The organism is Streptomyces lasalocidi (assembly GCF_005280215.1).
Taxonomy (GTDB): domain Bacteria; phylum Actinomycetota; class Actinomycetes; order Streptomycetales; family Streptomycetaceae; genus Streptomyces; species Streptomyces longwoodensis.
Map to the genome: position 1 here is coordinate 4,284,567 of NZ_SZNQ01000001.1, position 16,163 is coordinate 4,300,729.

General features: G+C 72.3%; 14 protein-coding genes. 10 read left to right on the top strand and 4 right to left on the bottom strand.

What is annotated here, in order from left to right; all coding sequences use genetic code 11:
* Window positions 1-55 precede the first annotated feature (55 nt).
* Both E4U91_RS19290 and E4U91_RS19295 read left to right on the top strand, forming a co-directional pair.
* Window positions 56-1,159 carry an ATP-binding cassette domain-containing protein gene (locus E4U91_RS19290; RefSeq protein ID WP_137308015.1) on the top strand — a complete coding sequence of 368 codons (1,104 nt, stop codon included), beginning with the start codon at window positions 56-58 and terminating at the stop codon, window positions 1,157-1,159.
* The gene (locus E4U91_RS19295) at window positions 1,156-1,917 is read left to right on the top strand and encodes an ABC transporter permease (RefSeq protein ID WP_137308016.1); all 762 of its coding nucleotides are present in this window, start codon (window positions 1,156-1,158) and stop codon (window positions 1,915-1,917) included. The genes E4U91_RS19290 and E4U91_RS19295 overlap by 4 nt, the downstream gene beginning before the upstream one ends.
* An 11-nt stretch (window positions 1,918-1,928) precedes the next feature.
* Here the strand turns inward: E4U91_RS19295 and E4U91_RS19300 are convergent, their stop codons facing one another.
* Window positions 1,929-3,215: an ion channel protein gene (locus E4U91_RS19300; RefSeq protein WP_137308017.1), complete on the bottom strand. Its 1,287-nt coding sequence runs from the start codon at window positions 3,213-3,215 to the stop codon at window positions 1,929-1,931.
* Between the two features lie 147 nt (window positions 3,216-3,362).
* Here E4U91_RS19300 and E4U91_RS19305 point away from each other — a divergent pair, with 147 nt between their 5' ends.
* Window positions 3,363-4,124 carry a MerR family transcriptional regulator gene (locus tag E4U91_RS19305; protein ID WP_137308018.1) on the top strand — a complete coding sequence of 254 codons (762 nt, stop codon included), beginning with the start codon at window positions 3,363-3,365 and terminating at the stop codon, window positions 4,122-4,124.
* Window positions 4,125-4,137: 13 nt separating this feature from the next.
* On the opposite strand, the gene E4U91_RS19310 is transcribed toward E4U91_RS19305, so the two are convergent.
* Window positions 4,138-4,503, bottom strand: a complete 366-nt coding sequence (locus E4U91_RS19310) for a YbjQ family protein (protein WP_137308019.1) — start codon at window positions 4,501-4,503, stop codon at window positions 4,138-4,140.
* A gap of 133 nt (window positions 4,504-4,636) precedes the next feature.
* Between E4U91_RS19310 and E4U91_RS19315 the strand changes: the two genes are divergently transcribed.
* On the top strand, window positions 4,637-5,734 hold the full coding sequence (locus E4U91_RS19315) for a DedA family protein (RefSeq protein ID WP_137308020.1): 1,098 nt from the start codon (window positions 4,637-4,639) through the stop codon (window positions 5,732-5,734).
* A gap of 33 nt (window positions 5,735-5,767) precedes the next feature.
* Here the strand turns inward: E4U91_RS19315 and E4U91_RS19320 are convergent, their stop codons facing one another.
* A complete protein-coding gene (locus E4U91_RS19320) occupies window positions 5,768-7,438 on the bottom strand; it encodes a threonine/serine exporter family protein (protein WP_137308021.1) in 1,671 nt (556 codons plus the stop codon).
* 150 nt (window positions 7,439-7,588) lie between these two features.
* Window positions 7,589-8,080: an inorganic diphosphatase gene (locus E4U91_RS19325; protein WP_067240787.1), complete on the bottom strand. Its 492-nt coding sequence runs from the start codon at window positions 8,078-8,080 to the stop codon at window positions 7,589-7,591.
* 79 nt (window positions 8,081-8,159) lie between these two features.
* Here E4U91_RS19325 and dacB point away from each other — a divergent pair, with 79 nt between their 5' ends.
* From dacB to folE, 6 genes are all read left to right on the top strand, one after another.
* Window positions 8,160-9,929, top strand: coding sequence for a D-alanyl-D-alanine carboxypeptidase/D-alanyl-D-alanine endopeptidase (dacB, locus tag E4U91_RS19330; RefSeq protein WP_137308022.1), 1,770 nt, complete (start codon window positions 8,160-8,162; stop codon window positions 9,927-9,929).
* Window positions 9,930-10,112: 183 nt separating this feature from the next.
* On the top strand, window positions 10,113-11,237 hold the full coding sequence (locus tag E4U91_RS19335) for a zinc-dependent metalloprotease (protein ID WP_137308023.1): 1,125 nt from the start codon (window positions 10,113-10,115) through the stop codon (window positions 11,235-11,237).
* 232 nt (window positions 11,238-11,469) lie between these two features.
* The gene (tilS, locus tag E4U91_RS19340; protein WP_137308024.1) at window positions 11,470-12,552 is read left to right on the top strand and encodes a tRNA lysidine(34) synthetase TilS; all 1,083 of its coding nucleotides are present in this window, start codon (window positions 11,470-11,472) and stop codon (window positions 12,550-12,552) included.
* A 50-nt stretch (window positions 12,553-12,602) separates the two neighbouring features.
* On the top strand, window positions 12,603-13,163 hold the full coding sequence (gene hpt, locus E4U91_RS19345) for a hypoxanthine phosphoribosyltransferase (RefSeq protein ID WP_058924027.1): 561 nt from the start codon (window positions 12,603-12,605) through the stop codon (window positions 13,161-13,163).
* A 206-nt stretch (window positions 13,164-13,369) separates the two neighbouring features.
* Window positions 13,370-15,409 carry an ATP-dependent zinc metalloprotease FtsH gene (ftsH, locus tag E4U91_RS19350; protein ID WP_137308025.1) on the top strand — a complete coding sequence of 680 codons (2,040 nt, stop codon included), beginning with the start codon at window positions 13,370-13,372 and terminating at the stop codon, window positions 15,407-15,409.
* A 132-nt stretch (window positions 15,410-15,541) separates the two neighbouring features.
* Window positions 15,542-16,153 (top strand): GTP cyclohydrolase I FolE, encoded by a 612-nt coding sequence (gene folE / locus E4U91_RS19355; protein WP_137308026.1) that lies wholly within the window; start codon window positions 15,542-15,544, stop codon window positions 16,151-16,153.
* The last annotated feature ends 10 nt before the right edge of the window (window positions 16,154-16,163 follow it).

Consider the following 16,163-nt stretch of genomic DNA (forward strand, 5'->3'; position numbering starts at 1 on the left):
TTGACGACCAGGACTGCCCGCAGTACGGTGAACGCCAGTAGTCAAGTTTGACTAAATGGGAGGGCGCGCTGTGACCGACGACCCCGCGATCACCGTCGAGGGAGTCCGCAAGCGGTACGGCGGCAAGGCCGCGCTGGACGGACTGGACCTGCGGGTCGCCCCCGGCACCGTGCACGCGCTCCTCGGACCCAACGGCGCCGGCAAGACCACCCTGGTGCGCATCCTGGCCACCCTGCTGCGCCCCGACGCCGGCCGGGTCGAGGTGGCCGGGCACGACGTGGTGGGCGCGGCCCGCGCGGTCCGCCGCGCCATCGGCCTGCTCGGCCAGCACGCGGCCCTGGACGAGGAGCTGGGCGGCCGGCAGAACCTGGAGATGTTCGGCCGCCTCCACCACCTCGGCGCCCGTCACGCACGCGTGCGCGCCGACGAGCTCCTCGCGCGCTTCGGCCTCACCGACACCGGCCGCAAGCCCGTCCGCGCCTACAGCGGCGGCATGCGGCGCCGCCTGGACCTCGCCGCCGCCCTCGTCACCGAGCCCCGCGTGCTGTTCCTCGACGAGCCCACCACGGGCCTCGACCCGCGCGGCCGCGCCGAGGTGTGGGCCTCGGTGCGCTCCCTGGTCGGCGGGGGTACCACCGTGCTGCTGACCACCCAGTACCTGGAGGAGGCCGACCAGCTGGCCGACCTCGTCTCGCTCGTCGACCGCGGCCGGGTGGTCGCCGAGGGCACGCCCGACGCGCTCAAGTCCCGCACCGGCGGCGACCGCATCGACGTGGTGCTGCGCGACGCGGGACAGCTCGGCGCCGCCGTCGCGCTGCTGCCGGTGCCCCGGGACGACCTCCGCGTGGACGCCGACCGCCGGCTGATCAGCGCCCCGGTCACCGACCGCATGGCCGCGCTCTCCGGCGTCGTACGGGCGCTCGACGAGGCCGGGATCGATGCCGAGGACATCGCCCTGCGCCGGCCCACGCTGGACGAGGTGTTCCTGCACCTGACCGGACCGCGGGACGGGGCGGAGGAGGGGGACGGGACGGCGGGACCCGACCGCCCGGGCGACGACGACCGTATGGCGGGACCCGACCGCCCGGGAGACCACGACCGAACGGCGGACCACGACGGCACGGCGGACCGCGACCGAACGGAGGGCAGGGCCGCATGAACGTCCACGCGCTGACCGACTGCTGGACCATGACCCGCCGGGAGCTCGCCCACTGGGCCCGGCAGCCCGTCCGGCTGGTCGTCGGGCTCGTCTTCTCCGTGATGCTGCTGCTGATGTTCGGCTACCTCATCGGCGGCGGCCGCGGGGTGCGCGGCGACTACCTCGACTACCTGCTGCCCGGCATGCTCGCGCTCACCATGGTCTTCGGGCTGGAGAGCACGATGCTCGCCGTCACCCAGGACCTGAACAAGGGCGTCATCGACCGCTTCCGGTCCTTGCCCATGGCCGACGGTGCCGTCCTGGTCGGCCGGGCGGGCGCCGACATGCTCCAGTCGGTGCTCTCCCTGGCCGCGCTGACCGGGGTGGGCCTCGCGCTCGGCTGGCGGCCGCACGGCGGCCCCGGTGCCTTCCTCGCCGCCGTCGGCCTGCTGCTGCTCCTGCGCTTCGCGATGCTGTGGATCGGCATCCACCTGGCCCTGGTCGCCGGGAAGCCGGAGCTGGTGCAGGCCGTGCAGATCCTCGTCTGGCCGGTCGGGTTCCTGTCCAACGCGCTCGCCGCACCCGCGTCCATGCCGGGCTGGCTGGGCACGGCCGTGGAGTGGAACCCGATGTCCCGGACGGCCACGGCCGTGCGGGACCTGCTCGGCGCCCCCGGCGGGGAGGACGGGCACCTGACGGCAGCGGTCCTGTGGCCGCTGGCACTGCTCGCGGTCTTCTTCCCGCTGGCGGTGCGCACGTTCACCCGCCTGGGCCGCTGACCGCACGGTGGTCAGCGCACCGGGGTCCCGTCGGGCCGCAACTGCATCTGCGGGCGTCCCGTCACGAGCAGCCAGGCCGGCAGCGAGGCGATGCACAGCAGGGCGAGCACGGTCGGCGAGGAGACCAGCACCGCGGCGGTGAACAGGCTCACCCAGCCCTGCCGGGTGACCGCGAGCAGCACGCCCAGCACGGCCGTCGCCACCCCGAGCGCCGGATGCACCGCCGGCACGAGCGCGTGCGCGCACAGGCCGAGGGCGGTGCCGACGAACACGGACGGGAAGATGCGCCCGCCGCGGAAGCCGCAGGACGCGGCGACGAGCATCGCCGCCAGCTTCACCACCGCCATGGTCGCGAAGCCGCCCGCCGACCAGCCCTCCGGGTCGCGCGCCAGCTCCCCGATCTGGTCCAGCCCCTTGAAGAGCGTCAGGTGCCCGCCCACGGCCGCCAGCAGGGCCAGGACGGCTCCGCCGGCCGGGAGCGCCAGCATCGGGTGCCGCAGCCGCCGGAAGGCGCCGTGGACGTACGGGAAGAGGTACACCGCGCACAGGCCGAGCAGCGCGCCGGCCGAGGCGACCACGAGGGCGGCGAGCAGATCGGCCCAGTCGGGGCGGCCGAGCGGCGGCAGGTGCAGGTCGAAGCTCGGGTGTGCCACCAGCGTCGTGGTGATCGCGCCGGCCGCGGCGGCGGCCAGCGGCGCGAACAGGTTGTCCCACAGCAGCCCCTGCACCTGGCGGCCCGCCAGCGCCTCGGAGATGACCAGCGCCGCCGCGACCGGCGTGCCGAACAGCGCACCGATCGTCGCCGCCTCCGCCAGCGCGCCCCACAGCCCGGTCGGGGCGTGGGGGAGCACCCGCGTGCCCAGCCACACCGCCAGGCCCACGTTCACCGCGATGATCGGGTTCTCCGGACCGAGGCTCGGACCGCCGGCCAGCATCAGGGCGGTCGCGAGCAGCAGGCCGGGCAGGACGACGGGCGGCAGCACGGGCGCGTCGAGGCCGGTGGTCGCCGGATCGGGACCCGCGTGTCCCGGTATGCGCCACACCACCAGGCCCACCGCCACGCCCGTCGCGACGAGCATCACCGACATCCACAGCACCGAGTAGCGGCCCACGCCCAGGGCGTCCGGCAGGTCCGTCCACAGCACGTGCTGGAGCTGTTCGGCCGCCGCGCTCACCCCGATGAAGATCAGGCTCGCCGTCACGCCCACCACCAGGGCGGGCAGCAGCGACCGCAGCAGCACGCGCGCGGGGGCCGCCGGAGCGGTGGAGGGCGCCTGCTGCGCGGAGTCCTGGGCCACGCGATCACGATAAGCAGACAAAAGGGACCCAACCTCCGGGGTGCGGCCACCGGGGGAGGGGCGCCGCGAAGGCCGCCGGGGAAAGCCGCTTGCACCTCACGCGGCGTGAGGACCCACTGTGGAGCGCGTACCAGGAAAGGAGCGGAAGTGAGCTACTCCGTCGGACAGGTGGCCGGCTTCGCCGGGGTCACGGTGCGGACCCTGCACCACTACGACGCCATCGGCCTGCTGGCGCCGAGCGAGCGCAGCCACGCCGGCCACCGGCGCTACGGCGACGCGGACCTCGACCGGCTCCAGCAGATCCTGTTCTACCGGGAGCTCGGCTTCCCGCTCGACGAGGTCGCGGCCCTGCTCGACGACCCGGACGCGGACCCGCGGGAGCACCTGCGCCGCCAGCACGAGCTGCTGACCGCCCGGATCGAGAAGCTGCGGAAGATGGCCGAGGCCGTGGAGCACGCCATGGAGGCACGCACGATGGGTATCAACCTCACGCCCGAGGAGAGGTTCGAGGTCTTCGGCGACAAGGACCCCGAGCAGTACGCCGAGGAGGCCGAGCGCCGCTGGGGCGGCACGGCGACCTACGCCGAGTCGCAGCGCCGCGCCGCGTCCTACACCAAGGGGGACTGGCAGCGGATGAAGGCCGAGGTGGCCGACTGGAGCGAGCGCTACGCCGCCCTGATGGCCGCGGGGGAGGCGCCGGCCGGCGAGGCCGCGATGGACCTCGCGGAGGAGCACCGGCTGCACATCGACGGCTGGTTCTACCCCTGCTCGTACGCCGCGCACCGCGACCTCGCCGACCTGTACGTCGCCGACGAGCGCTTCAAGGCGTTCTACGACGGGATGCGGCCCGGCCTGGCCGAGCACCTGCGCGAGGCGATCCGGGCGAACGCGGCCCGGCACGGCGGCTGAGGGTCACCCGGGATCACTCCGGGGAGACGATCACCGCCGTGCCGTACGCGCACACCTCCGTGCCGACGTCGGCCGCCTCGGTCACGTCGAAGCGGAAGGCCAGCACCGCGTTGGCGCCCCGCGCGCGTGCCTGCTCGACGAGCCGCTCCATCGCCTGGTTGCGGGTGGCCACGAGGGTCTTCGTCAGTCCCCTGAGTTCGCCGCCGACCATGGACTTCAGGCCGGCGCCGATCTGGCTGCCCAGGTGCCGCGAGCGCACGGTCAGTCCGAAGACCTCACCGATGACCTGCTGCACCCGGTGCCCGGGCACGTCGTTCGTCGTGACGACCAGTACGTCGGGGCGGGGGTCCTGCCCACCGCCGTGGTCCTCGATGCTCATGGACACAGCTTTGTGCCGGGCCGCCCACAGTGCATCCTGAGGGAGCCCATGGAACCTGGGCCCGGTCGGCTGCGTTGATACGTTGAGGCAGCCAGCCCCCGCCCGCACCCCCACCCGCAGGAGCCACAGACCCGTGACCACGCTTGCGCTCGGCCCCGAGTGGCTCAGCCCGGACTACCTGATCGAGACGTTCAGCCTGCCCGGCATCCTGCTCATCGTCTTCGCGGAGTCCGGGCTGTTCGCCTTCCTGCCCGGCGACTCCCTGCTGTTCACGGCCGGTCTGTTCGTGGCGGAGGGCAACTTCATCAGCCAGCCCCTGTGGCTGGTGTGCACGCTGATCGTGCTGGCCGCCGTCCTCGGCGACCAAGTGGGCTACATGATCGGGAAGTTCCTCGGTCCCAAGCTCTTCGGCCGGCCCAACTCCAAGCTCTTCAAGCAGGAGAACCTGGACAAGGCCCACGAGTTCATGGAGAAGTTCGGCCCCAAGGCGATCGTGCTGGCCCGCTTCGTCCCCATCGTGCGCACCTTCGCCCCGATCGTGGCGGGCGCCGGCCGGATGAAGTACCGCACGTTCCTCGTGTACAACGTCATCGGCGGCGTCGCGTGGGGCACCGGCGTCACCCTCGCGGGCTACTGGCTGGGCCAGATCGGGGTCATCAAGAGCAACGTCGAGGCCATCCTCGTCCTCATCGTCCTGGTGTCGGTCGTCCCGATCCTCATCGAGTACCTGCGCGAGCGCGGCAAGAAGAAGCGTGCGGCGGCGCAGGCCTCCGAGGAGCCCGAGGCCCGACAGCACCAGTACCAGCCTCAGCACCAGCCCCAGATGATGGACGACGCCACGACCCAGCTCCGCCGCATAGAGCCGGAGCCCCGGCACCCGCAGCAGGCCCAGGAGCACCAGCAGCCGTACCCGCAGCAGTACGAGCCGCAGCCCCAGCACCAGCAGGCGCCGTACGGCAACGACCAGGGCTACCAGCAGGGTTACGACCAGAACGAGTACTACGGTCGGCAGTACCCCCAGCACCAGCAGCAGCACCAGCAGTCCCAGCAGCAGCCCCAGCAGCAGCCCTACGGCGCCCAGCAGGGCGGCTACCCGCAGCAGGACGACGGCCGGTACCAGCAGCGCCACGACGGCCCGTACCCGCAGCAGGACGACGGCTCGTACCAGCAGCAGGACAACGGCCAGTACCGCCGGCAGAGCAACGGCCCGTACGACCAGGGCGGCTACTGACCGACCCGGGCGGCGGCGCGACAGCCGCCCGGCTCAGAAGCCGCGGGTCCGCTTCGCCGCCCTGCGCTTCTCCACCGAGACGCGCAGGAACAGCCGGGAGATCTCCGACCCGAGGTTGACGCCGATCGCGATGGCCATGGCCAGTGCCGCCGCCTTGGTCAGCGACACCAGCCCGCGGTCCACCTCGTTCTGGGCGATGGCCAGCAGCCCGAAGTACGTGGCGGAGCCCGGCAGCAGCGGCCCGATCGCCGCCGTCGTGTACGGCAGCGCCGACGCGAACCGGTAGCGGGAGAGCAACTGCCCGAACAGGCCCACCAGGCCCGCCGCGGCCGCCGTGGAGGCCACCGGTGAGATCTCGCCCGCGTAGCGCATCGCGCCGTAGACGACCCAGGCGACACCGCCGTTGAGGGTCACCGCGAGCACCGTGGACCGCTCCTGCTGGAGCAGCACCGCGAAGGTCAGCGACAGCACCATGGACGCGACGATCTGCACCACCGGCCGATGCGCGCCCACCAGCGCCGCGTCGGGGTTGAGGTGGGCGCCCAGGCTCACGCCGACGTAAAGCACCACCAGCACCCCGACGACGATGCCGACGAAGAAGTACATGACCTCCAGCAGGCGCGCGGCCGCGGTGATGTAGAAGCCGGTCAGCCCGTCCTGCACGCCCGCCACGAGCGCCCGCCCCGGCAGCAGCGCGAACAGCCCACCGGTGATCACCCCGGACGCGGCCACGTCGACGTGCGCGAGCGTCAGCGCCACCCCGATCGCCGCGGGCGGCATCGCGGCCACCAGGAACTGGTAGAACTCCGGCAGCCCGCGCCCCGCGCACAGCCAGGCCAGCCGGTCGCCGAGCATGGCGCCGACCGCCGCCGCCAGGAACACCAGCACCCCGCCGCCGACCAGCACCGAGGCCGCTCCCGCGAGCAGCCCGCTGGCCGAGGTGAGCACCCAGGTGGGGTACGGGTGCCGGTTGCGGCGGATCTCCGCGAGGCGCCGGTAGGCGTCCTCCAGCGACAGGTGGGTCTCCGGGTCGCTCAGGTCGTCCACGAGCCGGAACACGGCCGCCAGCCGCGTGTAGTCACTGCCCCGGCGGCGCACCGTGCGCGAAGCCGTCACCGGGTCCTCCACCAGCGACGGCTGGTAGGAGATCGACAGCAGCGTGAAGGTGACGGTCGGCTCGCAGCGGTCCAGGCCGTAGCTGCGGCACACCGCGAACATCGCCGCCTCGACGTCCTCCGCGCCCTCCCCGCCGGCGAGCAGCAGCTCGCCGATGCGCAGGGTCAGGTCCAGCACGCGCGGAACGGCCGGCCCCTCGTCCTCCGCCTTTGGCCGGTGCTCCGGCGCGGGCCGCTCGGTCACCGGCATGCGCAGCATCGCCCGCATCCGGTCCTGCCAGGGCACGTCCTTGGCGAGGCTGACCGTCGGCATCCCGGTGGGCGGCGTGAACGCGGCCGGAGCACTGCGCGCGTCGTACGTGCTCGGCCGGCTGAACGCCGACCCCTCCGGCTCGGCCGAGGTCACCTGCGGTGCGTCCAGCCCCCGCGGGACGGCGAACTCCGACGTGGTCTCCGCCTCACCGCCGGTTCTGTGGACGGCCAGCCCCTCGGGGAGGGCGAACTCCGAGGTGATCTCCGACGTCGACTCGCCGTCGTAGCCACTCCTCGCCTCGTCCGACTGCGGCTTGCGGTCCTCCGCCTCCGTCACTGAGCAACGCTCCCTGAACGACACATTCCGTATCCCTCAGTATGCGCACGGAGATCCATCCGACACACAAAAGGGCCGCACGCGCACGCGTGCGACCCCTTCATGTGCCGGGCCCAGAGCTCAGGACTCAGGGCTCAGAAGACGCAGGGCTCAGTGGCCGCCCTGCTCCTTGAAGCGCTTGTACGACCGCTCGATCTCCGTCTCGGCGTCCGTGCGGCCGACCCAGTTGGCGCCCTCGACGGACTTGCCGGGCTCGAGGTCCTTGTAGACCTCGAAGAAGTGCTGGATCTCCAGACGGTCGAACTCCGACACGTGGTGGATGTCGCGCAGGTGCTCCACGCGCGGGTCCGTCGACGGGACGCACAGCAGCTTGTCGTCGCCGCCGGCCTCGTCGGTCATCCGGAACATGCCGATCGCGCGGCAGCGGATCAGGCAGCCCGGGAAGGTGGGCTCGTCCAGGATGACCAGCGCGTCCAGCGGGTCACCGTCCTCGCCGAGGGTGTTCTCGACGAAGCCGTAGTCGGTCGGGTAGGCGGTCGAGGTGAAGAGTCGACGGTCCAGGCGGATCCGACCGGTCTCGTGGTCCACCTCGTACTTGTTCCGCGAACCCTTCGGAATCTCGATCGTGACGTCGAACTCCACCGGTGGCTCCTCCATGATCAACACATACTTCGGGTGATTAAGTGTCCCTCACGCAGGTGTGTGATCGCGAAAGGGGCTGGTGGTCGTGCCAGAACTGAGGCCTTGGCGGGCCGCGGGACCGCACGCGGCACGGGTCGCCGCCGCCCTACGCCCCCGTCTGGCCCGGGTCGCCGCGACCCTGGCGCCGCCGCTCGCACGACTGCGGCGGAACGTCTCCGCGCGGGCCACGCCGTCCGGCGCACCGCGGGACACGGAGGCCGCCGGCCCCCGGGGGAACCGGGTCGCGCGGGCCGTCCAGCCGCAGGTCGCACGGCTGGTGCAGGCCACGAAGGCGCGGGTTGGGCACCTGCGCGGCACACGCCCGAAGCCCGGCCCGAACTGGCGCTACACCGCGGGTGCGACGACCGTCGGGCTGGCACTGGCCGCCGGTGTGGTCACCGCCGCCGGCCCCTGGGACTCCAGCGGTCAGCGTACGGCCGAGCGGGACCACGCCGTCGCCCTCGACCGCACGGGTGGCGCAGATCACGGACCCGCGTACGGCCCCACGCACCCCGGGGACGCCGTACCGGGCCCCGCGCCCAGCGCCGCCGCCGTCCTCGCCGGCCTCGGCGGCTATGGCGGCGCCACCGGCAACACCGTGAAGTCCGCGCCGCAGGCCGCCGCCCCGGACCCGGCCGCCCTCGCCACGGTCCTCGGCCCCCTCCTCGGCGACCCGGCGCTCGGCCCCGTGCACACCGCCGCCGTCGTCGACGTGGCCACCGGACGCCTGCTCTACGGCTCCGGCGCCGACCAGGCCCTGACGCCCGCCTCGACCACGAAGATCGCCACCGCCGTCGCCGCGCTGTCCGCGATGGGCCCCGACCACCGCCTCACCACGCGCACCGCCTTCGAACCCGACACCGGCGAACTCGTCCTGGTCGGCGGCGGCGACCCCACCCTCACCGCCCGCCCCCGCGCCGACGGCTGGGCGAGCCTGCGCACCCTGGCCGGCTCGACCGCGGCGGCGCTGAAGAAGCGCGGCATCGAGCGGGTCACGCTGTCGTACGACACCACCCTGTTCGCCGGGTCCGGTCGTCACCCCATCGGAGAGAACGGCAACCTCGCCCGCGTCACCGCCCTCGCGGCGGACGAGGCCCGCACCGACGACTCCACCAGCGGCCCCGTACAGCGCTACCCCGACCCGGCGGCACAGGCCACGAACGAGTTCGCCGCGTTCCTCAACGCGGCCGGCATCACCACCTCGCCCCCCGGTCCCTCCAAGGCGTCGACCCGCGCCGAGACCCTCGCGACGGTGTCCTCCCCGCCGCTGTCCGCGCTGGTCGAGCGGATGCTGACCTACAGCGACAACGACATCGCCGAGGCCCTGGCCCGCCAGACCGCCCTCGCGACCGGCGTGCGCGCGGACTTCGCGGGCGGCGGCACGGCGATCGGGGCCCAGCTGAAGAAGCTCGGACTGCCGACGGCGGGGGCCGTCTTCCATGACGGCAGCGGGCTGGACCGCACCGACAAGCTGACGGCGCGGCTGCTCACCGCCCTGCTCACCAAGGCGGCCGACCCGACCCGGCCCGGCCTGCGCCCCGCCCTCACCGGGCTGCCGGTCGCCAGGTTCACGGGCACGCTGTCCACGCGCTTCGTGGACGGCCCGGTCGGCGGTGCGGCGGGCGTGGTGCGCGCCAAGACCGGCACGCTGTCCGGCGTCAACACGCTCTCCGGCATGGTCGTGGACCAGGACGGGCGCCTGCTGGCCTTCGCCTTCCTCACGGCGGACCCGGACAGCCCGGAGGCGGCGCCGGTGCAGGCGGCGCTGGACCGGGTGGCTACGGCGCTGGCGGGGTGCGGCTGCGGCTGAGCTGCTGCGGCTGGGCGGGGGGGGCCGTGGGGTGGGCCGGGGTTGTCGTCGGAGTGCGGGGCGGTGGGGGCCGGTCGCGCAGTTCCCCGCGCCCCTCAGGTGGGAGCAACCACGGCCGTTGAGCCGTCACCCCGGCCGCTCCGTGCCCTGCCCCAAGGGGGAGGGCTCACGTACGGTTGACGCATGACGAGCATCGGTGGTGCCGAGATGGTCGACTGGAATCTCGCGGTCGCGACCGCGACCCGGCTCGTGAGGCCGGGCCCCGAGGTGAGCCGCGACGAGGCCAGAGCCGTCGTCGCCGAGCTGCGCCGTCACGCCAAGGCCTCGGAGGAGCACGTCCGGGGCTTCACCCGGATGGGCACCGAGGAGACCCACGACACCCCGGTCCTGGTCGTCGACCGCCCCGGCTGGGTCAGGGCGAACGTCGCCGGCTTCCGGGAGATCCTCAAGCCCCTGCTGGAGAAGATGCAGGAACGTCGCGGCAACAGCGCCGGCGGCGCGGTCCTCGGCGTCGTCGGCGGCAAGGTCACCGGCGTCGAACTGGGCATGCTGCTGTCGTTCCTGTCCTCCCGCGTCCTCGGCCAGTACGAGACCTTCGCCCCGGCCACCCGCGACCTCCCGGCCGGCGGGAGCGGCGGCGGCCGCCTGCTGCTGGTCGCCCCCAACATCGTCCACGTGGAGCGCGAACTCGACGTCGACGTCCACGACTTCCGCCTGTGGGTGTGCCTGCACGAGGAGACGCACCGCACCCAGTTCTCCGCCGTGCCCTGGCTGCGCGACCACCTGGAGGGCGAAATCCAGTCGTTCTTGGCGGAGACCGACGTCGACCCCATGACCTTCCTGGAGCGGATCCGTGAGGCGGCCCAGTCGCTGGCCGGCGGGCGCCCCGAGGCGGAGGAGGACGACGGCGGCCGGTCCCTCGTCGAGCTCGTGCAGTCCCCGGCGCAGCGCGAGATCCTCGGCCGCCTCACCGCGGTGATGTCCCTCCTGGAGGGCCACGCCGACTTCGTGATGGACGGCGTCGGGCCCGCCGTCGTGCCGAGCGTCGCCGAGATCCGCGAGAAGTTCCAGCAGCGCCGCGCCAAGGGCGCCTCCCGCCTGGACACCGCCCTGCGCAAGCTGCTCGGCCTGGACGCCAAGCTCCGCCAGTACCGCGACGGCGAGCGCTTCGTGCGGGCCGTCGTCGACGAGGTCGGCATGGACGGCTTCAACCGCGTCTGGACCAGCCCCAACACGCTCCCCACCAAGGCGGAGATCTCCCAGCCGGCGGACTGGATCACGCGCGTGCACCGCCCCGCCGGGTCCTGATCCCACCCGCCGGGCGGGAGGGGACGGGCCAGGACGTGAAAGGGACGTGGAGGGACGTGAAAGGAATCGGCCGACGGCAGACGAACGCCCCTCCAATCACCCGTCCGAGGGACCGTGAGGCTCCCGCAGGCGTGCAATGCTCGGGGAGCGCCCCGGTTCTGTCACCATCTACACACTCTGCGTGACCGGACTTCGGGCTCACCCCCCGAAAACTTCATGAAGGGAACCGGACATGGGTCCCCATCCTGCGGTCGCGGCGATACGCCTGGCGGTCCGCCGCGTCCTCCACGACATCCTGACCGAACAGACCTCCGCGCAGCGCCCGGTGCCGACCGCGGCGGCCGCCGGATCCCCGGCGCCGTTCGTCCCGGCAGCCGCGCACCCCCCGCACGAGCGCCCGCCGTCGCCGCTCGTGCTCGTGGCATGCTCCGGCGGCGCCGACTCCATGGCCCTCGCCTCCGCCCTCGCCTTCGAGGCGCCCCGGCTCGGCATCCGCGCGGGCGGCGTCACCGTCGACCACGGCTTGCAGACCGGGTCCGACCAGCGCGCCGCCGAGGTCGTTCAGCGCCTGCGCGAACTCGGCCTCGACCCCGTCGAGTCGACCGCCGTGACCGTCGGCCGCGAGGGCGGCCCCGAGGCCGCCGCGCGCGACGCCCGCTACGCCGCCCTGGACGCCGCCGCCCGGCGCCACGGCGCCGCCGCGGTCCTCCTCGGCCACACCCGGGACGACCAGGCCGAGACCGTCCTGCTCGGTCTCGCCCGCGGCTCCGGCATCCGCTCCCTGTCGGGCATGGCCGCGGTCTCGGGGGCCGGCGGCCGTTACCGGCGCCCCTTCCTCCACCTCGACCGGCAGACCGCCCGCAAGGCCTGCATGGCCCAGTCGCTGCCCGTCTGGGACGACCCGCACAACGCCGACCCCGCGTACACCCGGTCCCGGCTGCGGCACGAGGGCCTGCCCGCCCTGGAGAAGGCGCTCGGCAAGGGCGTCGTGGAGGCCCTCGCCCGGACGGCCCAGCTCTCCCGCGACGACGCCGACGCCCTCGACACCTGGGCCCGCCAGGCCGAGGCCGCCGTACGGGACGCCACGGGCCTGCTGGAGTGCGCCAAGCTCTACGCCCTGCCGCCCGCCGTGCGCCGCCGGATCCTGCGCCGGGCCGCGATCGAGGCCGGCGCTCCCGCCGGTTCCCTGTTCGCCCGCCACATCGAGGAAGTCGACCGGCTGATCACCGGCTGGCGCGGCCAGGGGGCCATCAACCTCCCCGGCCGGGTCGTCGCCCAGCGCCAGGGTGGCAGACTGGTGATTCGGCAAGGCTGAATCCGACCCCCTGCGGCGGAGCGCGACAGCCGGTGGGACGACCGAAAGTGATGCGGGTGGACGCGAAAGACATGGGTGCCGACCTCCAGCAGGTGCTCATCACCAAAGAAGAGATCGACGCGAAGCTGGCCGAGCTGGCCGCGAAGATCGACGCGGAGTACGCGGGCAAGGACCTGCTCATCGTCGGCGTCCTGAAGGGCGCGGTGATGGTCATGGCCGACCTCGCCCGGGCGCTGTCCACCCCCGTCACCATGGACTGGATGGCCGTGTCCTCGTACGGCGCGGGCACCCAGTCGTCAGGCGTCGTGCGGATCCTGAAGGACCTCGACACCGACATCAAGGGCAAGCACGTCCTGATCGTCGAGGACATCATCGACTCCGGGCTGACGCTGTCCTGGCTGATCAACAACCTCGGCTCGCGCGAGCCGGAGTCGCTGAAGATCTGCACCCTGCTGCGCAAGCCGGACGCCGCGAAGGTCGCCATCGACGTGGAGTGGGTCGGCTTCGACATCCCGAACGAGTTCGTCGTCGGGTACGGGCTCGACTACGCGGAGAAGTACCGCAACCTGCCGTTCGTCGGGACGCTCGCGCCCCACGTCTACGGCGGCTGAGTCCCCTTCCCGTCCGGTCACTGGGCCGGACGGGCCGGTTCGGCACGACGACCGGGAACCCCAGCGGGTCCCCCGCCGTTGGACCATGCGGACGGCCTCCCGGCTCTCCGGTGCGGCTTCGGCCCACGATGCTGGGGTACCGTCAGAAGAACTGTCTTATCAAACTCACTATGGCAGGAGGGACGGGGCGGCACCGCTCCGTATGGATGGACGTGAAGCGATACTTCCGTGGGCCGGTCATGTGGATCGTGCTGGCCGTCCTTGCCGTGGTCGTGTTGATGCAGGTCGTCGGCTCGTCCGGCGGCTACAAGACGGTGGACACCGGCCAGGTCGTCGCAGCGATCAACGACAACAGGGTCGAGTCGGCCAAGCTCACCACCGGTGACGAGCAGATCATCAAGGTCACGCTCAAGGACGGCGAGAAGGTCGAGGGCAGCTCGAAGATCCAGGCGAGCTACATCGGCGACCAGGGCGTGACCATTGCCAACACGCTGCAGACCAAGTACCAGGACAAGCAGATCACCGACGGCTACACCGTGTCGCCGTCCAAGCAGAACCCGTTCGTCGGGATCCTGCTCTCCCTGCTCCCCTTCGTCCTCATCGTGGTCGTCTTCCTGTTCCTGATGAATCAGATGCAGGGCGGCGGCAGCCGCGTGATGAACTTCGGCAAGTCGAAGGCCAAGCTCATCACCAAGGACACCCCCAAGACGACCTTCTCGGACGTCGCGGGCTGTGACGAGGCCGTCGAGGAGCTCCAGGAGATCAAGGAGTTCCTGCAGGAGCCGGCGAAGTTCCAGGCCGTCGGCGCCAAGATCCCCAAGGGCGTGCTGCTCTACGGCCGTCCCGGCACCGGCAAGACGCTCCTCGCGCGCGCCGTGGCCGGCGAGGCCGGGGTGCCGTTCTACTCGATCTCCGGTTCCGACTTCGTCGAGATGTTCGTCGGTGTCGGTGCCTCCCGGGTCCGTGACCTGTTCGAGCAGGCCAAGGCGAACGCCCCGGCGATCGTCTTCGTCGACGAGATCGACGCGGTCGGCCGCCACCGCGGCGCCGGCCTGGGCGGCGGCCACGACGAGCGCGAGCAGACCTTGAACCAGCTCCTCGTCGAGATGGACGGCTTCGACGTCAAGGGCGGCGTGATCCTCATCGCCGCGACGAACCGGCCCGACATCCTCGACCCGGCGCTGCTGCGGCCCGGCCGCTTCGACCGCCAGATCGCGGTCGACCCGCCGGACCTCCAGGGCCGACTGGAGATCCTCAAGGTCCACCAGAAGGGCAAGCCGGTCGCGCCCGACGTCGACCTCGCCGCGGTCGCGCGCCGTACGCCCGGCTTCACCGGTGCGGACCTGTCGAACGTGCTGAACGAGGCGGCCCTGCTGACGGCCCGCAGCGACAAGAAGCTGATCGACAACTCCATGCTGGACGAGGCGATCGACCGTGTGGTGGCGGGCCCGCAGAAGCGGACCCGGATCATGTCGGACAAGGAGAAGAAGATCACCGCGTACCACGAGGGCGGACACGCCCTGGTCGCGGCGGCCTCACCGAACTCCGACCCGGTCCACAAGATCACCATCCTGTCCCGCGGCCGTGCCCTGGGCTACACGATGGTCCTGCCGGACGAGGACAAGTACTCCACCACGCGCAACGAGATGCTGGACCAGCTGGCCTACATGCTCGGTGGCCGCGCGGCGGAGGAACTGGTCTTCCACGACCCGACCACGGGCGCGGCGAACGACATCGAGAAGGCCACGGCCACGGCCCGTGCCATGGTCACCCAGTACGGCATGACCGAGCGGCTGGGCGCCATCAAGTTCGGTGGCGACAACACCGAGCCGTTCCTCGGGCGTGAGATGGCTCACCAGCGCGACTACTCGGAAGAGGTCGCCGCGCTGGTGGACGAGGAAGTCAAGAAGCTCATCGAGAACGCGCACAACGAGGCCTGGGAGATCCTGGTCGAGAACCGCGACGTCCTCGACAACCTCGTCCTGAAGCTGCTGGAGAAGGAGACGCTGGGCAAGGAGGAGATCGCCGAGATCTTCGCCACCATCGTCAAGCGGCCGGCGCGGCCGGCCTGGACCGGCTCCTCGCGGCGCACGCCGTCCACCCGTCCGCCGGTGCTCTCCCCCAAGGAGCTCGCCCTGACGAACGGCGCCAACGGCGCGACGCCCGCGATCTCCACGGTCAAGTCCACGGCGACGGAGTCCGCCCCGGTGGCGGAGCCCGCTCCGGAGGACCGCCCGGAGAGCTGACCAGGCCCGGAATGGATGCCGCGCCCCCCAGGTTCTAGCCTGGGGGGCGCGGCCTTTCGTATGACCGCCCGGACGACCGCCCCCGCAGCGCGTGACCCACACGTGTGACCCGCAGAGGAACGAGGCACGAAGATGACCGACCCCGTCACGCTGGACGGCGACAGCGGCGGCGCCCGCGGCGAGTTCGACGAGAAGCGCGCCGAGAACGCCGTGCGCGAGCTCCTGCTGGCGGTCGGCGAGGACCCGGACCGCGAGGGCCTCAAGGAGACGCCGGCGCGGGTGGCACGGGCCTACCGGGAGATCTTCGCGGGTCTGTGGCAGAAGCCCGAGGACGTCCTGACGACGACCTTCGACCTCGGCCACGACGAGATGGTCCTGGTGAAGGACATCGAGGTGTTCTCCACCTGCGAGCACCACCTGGTCCCGTTCCGGGGGGTCGCCCACGTCGGCTACATCCCGTCCACCAGCGGGAAGATCACAGGACTGTCCAAGCTGGCCCGGCTGGTCGACGTCTACGCCCGGCGCCCCCAGGTGCAGGAACGTCTCACCACGCAGATCGCGGACTCCCTGATGGAGATCCTGGAGCCGCGCGGCGTCATCGTCGTCATCGAGTGCGAGCACATGTGCATGTCGATGCGGGGCATCCGCAAGCCCGGCGCGAAGACCCTCACCTCGGCGGTGCGCGGGCAACTGCGGGACGCCGCCACCCGCAACGAGGCGATGAGCCTCATCATGGCGCGCTGACGCGCCGCTC

Bases quoted from the DNA above. Each gene is read 5' to 3' on its own strand.
- E4U91_RS19290 (WP_137308015.1), top strand. From the start codon at position 56: ATGGGAGGGCGCGCTGTGACCGACGACCCCGCGATCACCGTCGAGGGA.
- E4U91_RS19295 (WP_137308016.1), top strand. From the start codon at position 1,156: ATGAACGTCCACGCGCTGACCGACTGCTGGACCATGACCCGCCGGGAG.
- E4U91_RS19310 (WP_137308019.1), bottom strand. From the start codon at position 4,503: ATGAGCATCGAGGACCACGGCGGTGGGCAGGACCCCCGCCCCGACGTA.
- E4U91_RS19335 (WP_137308023.1), top strand. From the start codon at position 10,113: ATGACGAGCATCGGTGGTGCCGAGATGGTCGACTGGAATCTCGCGGTC.
- tilS (WP_137308024.1), top strand. From the start codon at position 11,470: ATGGGTCCCCATCCTGCGGTCGCGGCGATACGCCTGGCGGTCCGCCGC.
- hpt (WP_058924027.1), top strand. From the start codon at position 12,603: ATGCGGGTGGACGCGAAAGACATGGGTGCCGACCTCCAGCAGGTGCTC.
- ftsH (WP_137308025.1), top strand. From the start codon at position 13,370: ATGGACGTGAAGCGATACTTCCGTGGGCCGGTCATGTGGATCGTGCTG.
- folE (WP_137308026.1), top strand. From the start codon at position 15,542: ATGACCGACCCCGTCACGCTGGACGGCGACAGCGGCGGCGCCCGCGGC.